Source organism: Bacteroidia bacterium, from assembly GCA_016218155.1.
Taxonomy (GTDB): Bacteria; Bacteroidota; Bacteroidia; order Bacteroidales; family GWA2-32-17; genus GWA2-32-17.
This window is the reverse complement of record JACREQ010000044.1, coordinates 21,345-28,045: the sequence shown is the minus strand read 5'-3', so window position 1 is coordinate 28,045 and position 6,701 is coordinate 21,345. Positions and strand designations below refer to the sequence as shown.

The window sequence follows — 6,701 nt, the reverse complement described above, 5'->3', positions numbered from 1 at the left end:
TAATATCTATATGAATTTGTTCGCTGCAAAAGGATACGGAGGTCTAAATCGGTTCATAAGCCATTAACTTTGTTAGCGCGAAGTTCACCTCCGGTCCTTTTAAAATTAATAAAAATTTAACTTAGACAAATCTAAAGGTTAGCCAACATTTTAAATTAAAATATGAAGAATCTATTAACAACATCACTTTTAATTATTGCAATTAATTTTTTATACTCACAAACAATGACTGTGGAGGATGCAAAAAAAATAATAAAAGGTACATGGCACTTTGTCTACGAAAAAGAAGTTAAAATTGCTGACACTTATGGTATCATTGACAAAATAACTCTTAAAATTAACCATTATAAAGGGTCTGAGATTGGAATAATGAAAGATGGTAAAATAATAAAGAACAAAATCAAAGTCACTTATGCATTATTAGGAGATAGCAATGAGTTAATGTTAATATTTAAAAAATCCTTATGGTTTAACGACCAGAATTTCATTGTAAAAAAAATAGAAAAAGACAAAATCTCGTTGCAGAATTGTATAAAAGGAGAAAATTGCAATAATGTATATTTGATTCGTGAATAAAAAACGTTGGCTAACACCGCCTACAAAAAATCAGCAATCAACCTAGCTGATGAATAAAATAAAATGCTAACAAAAGCCAATAGAAATTAATTCCCTTCCAAATAATCTTTTAAATAAGCAAAGCGTTCAGTTAGCTTACCTTTTTTAAGTATAGTTCCGCGCTCAATAATTCCTTCAGAATCTTCACCAAAAAGTGCAGGAAAAACTCTTTTGTATAAAGCTTCTGCAAAATCCTGAGAAGAATTTCTTGGTAATTCGCCAGGTAAATTATCAATTGCCATTACGGTAATATTATGTGGAGCAAATGGCTCATCTTCTTTTCTTGTAAAAGGATTATAACCATAAATTGGGTCAGCAATTTTTGAGGAGCGAATTGTTGAAGCAATAGGATAAGTTAAATCGCAACTAATATCAGCAATAACCTTAATTCTGAAACCCGGTAATAAATAATCCTCTGGTTTTAAAAATACCGGTGAACGTGGGTCCCAGAAATGACAAGGGAAATAAATATCTGTAGCAAAAGCGTATGGTAAAAATGTAGATTCGTATTCTGATGGGCTGCAAAAGAAATGATTCAAATCAAATTCACTTCCATCTTTTCTTTTAACATAATTCTGTGGATCTAATCGACAAAGTACAGGTTCTGTAAAAGTTTTGGTGAGATATTCTTCAGGAGTAACTTCTCTGATCTTAAGATGAGATAGTGTTTCTAATGCTCCGTTTGCAACTCTGCCACCTCCGGTTATTAAAATCTTTACTGGTGGAAGTTTAATTTCATCAAGCTGAGCTAACATTTCCTCTTGGTCGAAACATTCAAAAGCTCTTTTTAAATTAAAAAGCTTTGTTCTTAATCCCCATGCCATTATGCCATTATATGCACCAACAACACCTGCCCACTTTCCAAAAGCTACAACTCTTGCATTATTTTTATCGGTAAGATATTCATAATCAATCATTGTAATTCCCAAATCAGACATTTTCTTTAACAAAACCTGATTATGCGGTTGTTTTTTTCCGGTATGAGAAAAGAACAAATAAGTTTTATTCGGAATAAAAGTATCAAGACTCACTTCTTTTACACCAAGCAAATAATCGCATTTATCGATATTATCATCAACAAATAAACCTGTATCTGAGTATTCTGATTCTCTTATTGCTCTAATTTCACTAGGCTGAACATGAACTTCAACGTTATTATAGTTTTCTTTAATAAGTTTACCTATTTCTGGTGTCACAGGTACTCTCCTGTCTGGAGGATTCTTTGTTTCTCTTAGTATTCCAACCATAATCTTCATCTCTAAAATTTTTGCAAAGGTAATACAATTAAAAATAGGCTCTAAATGTTAAATAACAAAGATTAATTCTATAATTTTGTGTGTTCTTAATCCATTTTTAATGAAGTACTTTTTTTTTATTTTAACAGTTATTCTTCTGTATTCCTGCACTTCAAAACAATTGGTTTTAATTAAATCAAGTTCGCAAAAATGGTCAACTGTTGACAAAAGTTCATCAGGTACTAATTATCATTTTGTTTTAAAAACTTTTGCAAATAAAAATGACTTAAAAATTGACAGCTTATGTATTCAAAATAAACTTATTAAGACATTTCACTATTCTGTACTTGGAAAATCAAACACTTACACAAATTACCTTTCTGGAGATACCATTTTAGTATCTGTAAATTCTATTGAGAATAGTTCAGAAAGAAATAGTAGTTGTTCATGCAAAAGCAATGATGATTCATTCATATTTTTTTCGCACAAAAATAAAAGCTATACTGTTAACGTTAAATCAATGAAAATTTTACCAGAGCTAAAGTAATTTCTGATATTATTTTACAGACAAATAATTTATCTTTGTAGCACAGAATTTGAAAAACAGAATACATGACAATTAAAAATATTCTCCTTTTATTTTTTTCGGCACTCATTTTAACTTCGTTAAGTTTAAATGCTCAGGAAACCACTAATCCGGTAAAAAAAAGCACAAAAAAGGAAACTCTTAATGGTAAAAAATACTTTGTTCACGAAGTTCAAAAAGGCGAAACATTATTTGCTATAAGTAAAGCTTATAATATTGATAAAAATATTATAGCAATTGAGAATCCTGAAGTTTTTGAAAGTTTAAAACCTGGACAAATTTTACATATTCCCTGCGAAGTTGAAACGATCCCAACAAAAGCTACAAGTTTTAAAACACATACTGTTTCAAAAGGAGAAACACTTTATTCAATCTCAAAAAAATATAGTGTTAGTATTGCAGATTTAAATAAGTATAATCCGGAAGTTAGTAATGGTTTACAAATAGGTCAGGCTATTAAAATACCAATAAAATCTGAAGTATTATCTGATAACAGCATACCTAAAGATACTGCAAAATATATTTATCATAAGATAGAGAAAAATCAGACTTTATATTCTATTTCAAGACAGTATAATGTTAGCATTGATGATATTTACCAAGCTAATCAGGAACTTGAAACAAAAGGCTTAAAAAATGGAGAATATATTCGTATACCAAAAAGTATTGTTAACAAGCCTGTTATAAATGAAGAAATTTCTGTTGAAACAAAAACAGATACTTTAAAAGAAGCAATAATTCAGGAAGTAAATTACGTAGCACCAGTAAACAATACAGATTGTGGAAAATTTAACTATATAACAAATCACCCAACATTTAAAGTATCATTAATTCTTCCTTTACAAAGTGATGCACTTACCATTGCCAGTGAAGATGAAGCATCTGCTAATTCAAACTTTGAGCCTCAACCAAAACCATTTTTAGAATACTACGAAGGATTCTTATTAGCTGTAGATTCAATGAAAAGAAAAGGAGTAAACATTACAGTAAAATTATTCGATTTAAAAAAAGATTCTGCAAAAACCCAGGATATCATTAATAAAGGAGAATTGGATAATTCAGATATAATTATTGGTCCTGTTTATGACCAAAATTTTAAAATGATTTCTGACCATGCAAGAAAGAAAAATATTAATGTAATTTATCCAATAAATTCACATAATCCAGAAATTTTCACTAATCCAAAAGTATTTCAGGTAAATTCAAGTTTGTCAAGTCAGATGAGTCAGGCTACACGTTATCTGGCATCATTTAAAGACATTAATTATATTGTTATACAAAATGGAACAAAAGAAGAACTTGAAATAGTAAATAATTACAAAACAAAACTTTTTAAAGAGTTTGCTAATAATTTTAATACTGATAAAGTTCCATATTCAGAAATCCTATATAGTGCTGAAGGACTAAGTGGAGTAGAGAAAACTTTAAAAAATGAAGTTATTAATGTATTAATTATTCCTTCGGGAAATCAAATTTTTGTAATAAATCTTTTAACCAAACTTCAACCTTTAACAAAGAAGTATAAAATTATAATGGCAGGAATGCCTTCATGGAAAAAATTTGATAACAATCTGGAATTAGAGTACCTGCATAATCTAAATATGCACACTTTTGTTCCTTTTTATGCCGATTATTCTAATACTGCCGTAAAAAGTTTTGTAATAGACTACAGATATAATTATAAATGCGAGCCAAGCAAGTACAGTATGTTAGGATTTGATACCGGAATTTATTTCTTAACTGCATTACAAAATTATGGTCACGATTTTCAGGACTGTCTTCATAATTTAGATTTACAATTATTGCAATCAGATTTTAACTTTGTTAAACTTGGCGAAAACGGAGGTTATGAAAATAATGGCACATTTATTTTACATTATAATATGGATAACGATGTAAAAATTGTGAACGTTATTACTGATTCAATAAAAAATCCAATTATTCTACCTGACATTCAGATAAGGAAGATTAAACAACAATAAGAAGTACTTAAAGTGACTAAAGTACTTAAAGTGCCTAAAATACTTCAAGTGCCTTGCCATAGGCATCCATTTCCCAAAGGGATCACTACGTGACGGGAAAAGTACTTAAAGTGCCTAAAGTGATTACTGTGGCTTGAGTTAGAATCTAAAGTTAAATTGAATCAAAGATTTTAGTACGCCTCTACCCTAAAAATTAAAGACTTTATCTTCTTAATTTGCTTTGGTCTGTCAAGTGTAGATATATTGTTATATTTAGGTAGTACAATCTGCTCGTTCTTGTTTTTAGAATTTAAACTATCAACTAAACTCAACAACAAATCAGATCTTACGGCAAATGTGGCTCCGTCGATTTCGTTATTTTTTGCGCACAACATTCCGATAATATCTCCCTTAGTATTTAATAGCGGGCCACCACTGTTTCCCGGGTTTGAAGGTATTGAAACCTGAATTGTAGAAGAATCTTCGTTAAAACCGGTAAATGAACTAACCGAACCTTCTCCAAAAACGACATCACGCTTAGAATAGCCTAAAGTGTATACATACTCACCTAACTCGCTATTTTTGTTATTAAATTTATAAGGAATTTTTCCAAACGAAGAAAATGTTGAATCAGATATTTTAAGAATGGCAACATCTGACTCAATATTGTTATAAACCAAATCAGCATGATATCTGACAAGTGAATCAATATTATTTACAACAATAATAGAATCAAAATCCTTAACAATATGAAAACTTGTTACTATATATCCTTCTGATGAAATTGCAAAACCTGTTCCTGCAGTAAAAGTATATTCTGTTTTCTCGGGTGAGAAAAATGCATCCCACATCGATTTTTGATTATTGGTAAGCGAAGTAACATTATTTCCTAACTGAGTATATGCTTGCAAATGTTTTCTATATGAAAACCATCCGGAAAAATAAAGTGTACCGGCAACAGCAAATATGCTTACAGCTGCAACTGCAACATAATGCATTATTCTTGTTCTTAAATTTAAATCAGTAATTTTTGCGTTTTTCTTCTCGTTTTCAACTTCTTCAAACCACTTTCTTGAAAGTTTTTCAACTTTTAATGACTGTAAATTATTAAAGAGTAAAATATTTTCTTCAAACTGTAATTTCAAATCGGAATCAGCATTAATAGCCGAAAACAATTCTGTTTTTTCACTTTCTGTAAGTGAATTCTCAGAATACTTTTCGCTTAATTCCGTTAATCTTAATAAGTCCATTTTATATTGTCTCCCTTTTTAAAACTTCTTTTTCAAAAAATATTTTTTTCAAACGCAAAAGACATTTATACTTTTGAGTTTTTGCATTATCAGCATTTGTATATCCCATCTTTTTAGCAATTTCCTGCATCGATAAACTATTTAAATAGAAATCAGATAGCAAAGAACTGCAAGGCTCACCTAATAAAACAAGGCACTGTGACAAGTGCGATAATTTCATTTCATGCTCGTTATACTCTTCAATTCCAGATTCGTCAACATTTATATATTCATCGAGTTCATTAACAACTGAGGGAACTTTATTTTTCCGTTTCAATTCTGTTAACCAGATTCTGCGACAAACAGAATAAATATATGTTTTAATCTTGCATTCAAGAATAAAGTCAGCATTTTTTACATTACGATAAAGAACTAAAAAACCATCCTGAAACACGTCTTTTGCATCCTGCACCGATCCTCCATTCTGACGAATAAAATTTTCTACTGTTGGAAAATGAAGCTTATAAATAGTTTTAATTGCATGTTCGTTATTATCTCTAACTCCTTGCAATAATTCTGCTTCGTTCCAGTAATTGCCCAATTTCATCCGTTTTCGATATTTAATATTAGAATTCTGAAAAAGTAACCCTACAAGTTTAAATTATTATTCAAAATTTAACAAAATTTTATAATTACATTTTCTTGAAACATTACTATAAATTTTAATGAGCTCTATATCTGCTACTTATAAAATAATATAAAAATAAATAAAAATATTTTCACATACATGGGTTACCTTTTATGTTTTTAAATATTAAGGGTAAAGTTAACACGATTAATTAATTTAAAATTTGAAACAATGAAAAAAGTTATTTTTGGTCTTTTCGTAGCTTCTATGTTTGCTTTAGCATCATGTGGTGGTCCATCTGACAGTGATATTAAATCACTTGATTCTTTAAACGCACAATTAGATCAAGCTCTTAACGATCTTAACACAACTATTGACTCTACAGTAACAACTACTATTGATAGTACTGTAGCTCCTCAGTAAAAAAATTCCCGCAAGGGTAATTTG

General features: G+C 29.6%; 7 protein-coding genes. 4 read left to right on the top strand and 3 right to left on the bottom strand.

Going from position 1 to position 6,701, the window contains the following annotated elements; genetic code table 11:
- Positions 1 to 162: 162 nt before the first annotated feature.
- Positions 163 to 576, top strand: a complete 414-nt coding sequence (locus tag HY951_07895) for a hypothetical protein (GenBank protein ID MBI5539964.1) — start codon at positions 163 to 165, stop codon at positions 574 to 576.
- An 86-nt stretch (positions 577 to 662) separates the two neighbouring features.
- Here the strand turns inward: HY951_07895 and HY951_07890 are convergent, their stop codons facing one another.
- A complete protein-coding gene (locus tag HY951_07890) occupies positions 663 to 1,862 on the bottom strand; it encodes an alanine dehydrogenase (protein MBI5539963.1) in 1,200 nt (399 codons plus the stop codon).
- Between the two features lie 109 nt (positions 1,863 to 1,971).
- Between HY951_07890 and HY951_07885 the strand changes: the two genes are divergently transcribed.
- The gene (locus HY951_07885) at positions 1,972 to 2,397 is read left to right on the top strand and encodes a hypothetical protein (protein ID MBI5539962.1); all 426 of its coding nucleotides are present in this window, start codon (positions 1,972 to 1,974) and stop codon (positions 2,395 to 2,397) included.
- Between the two features lie 65 nt (positions 2,398 to 2,462).
- Entirely contained in the window at positions 2,463 to 4,418 is a 1,956-nt protein-coding gene (locus HY951_07880) for a LysM peptidoglycan-binding domain-containing protein (protein MBI5539961.1), read from the top strand.
- A 170-nt stretch (positions 4,419 to 4,588) separates the two neighbouring features.
- On the opposite strand, the gene HY951_07875 is transcribed toward HY951_07880, so the two are convergent.
- Both HY951_07875 and HY951_07870 read right to left on the bottom strand, forming a co-directional pair.
- On the bottom strand, positions 4,589 to 5,647 hold the full coding sequence (locus tag HY951_07875; GenBank protein MBI5539960.1) for a trypsin-like peptidase domain-containing protein: 1,059 nt from the start codon (positions 5,645 to 5,647) through the stop codon (positions 4,589 to 4,591).
- Position 5,648: 1 nt separating this feature from the next.
- Positions 5,649 to 6,233, bottom strand: a complete 585-nt coding sequence (locus HY951_07870) for a sigma-70 family RNA polymerase sigma factor (protein MBI5539959.1) — start codon at positions 6,231 to 6,233, stop codon at positions 5,649 to 5,651.
- Positions 6,234 to 6,485: 252 nt separating this feature from the next.
- Here HY951_07870 and HY951_07865 point away from each other — a divergent pair, with 252 nt between their 5' ends.
- Positions 6,486 to 6,677: a hypothetical protein gene (locus tag HY951_07865; protein MBI5539958.1), complete on the top strand. Its 192-nt coding sequence runs from the start codon at positions 6,486 to 6,488 to the stop codon at positions 6,675 to 6,677.
- Positions 6,678 to 6,701: the final 24 nt, after the last annotated feature.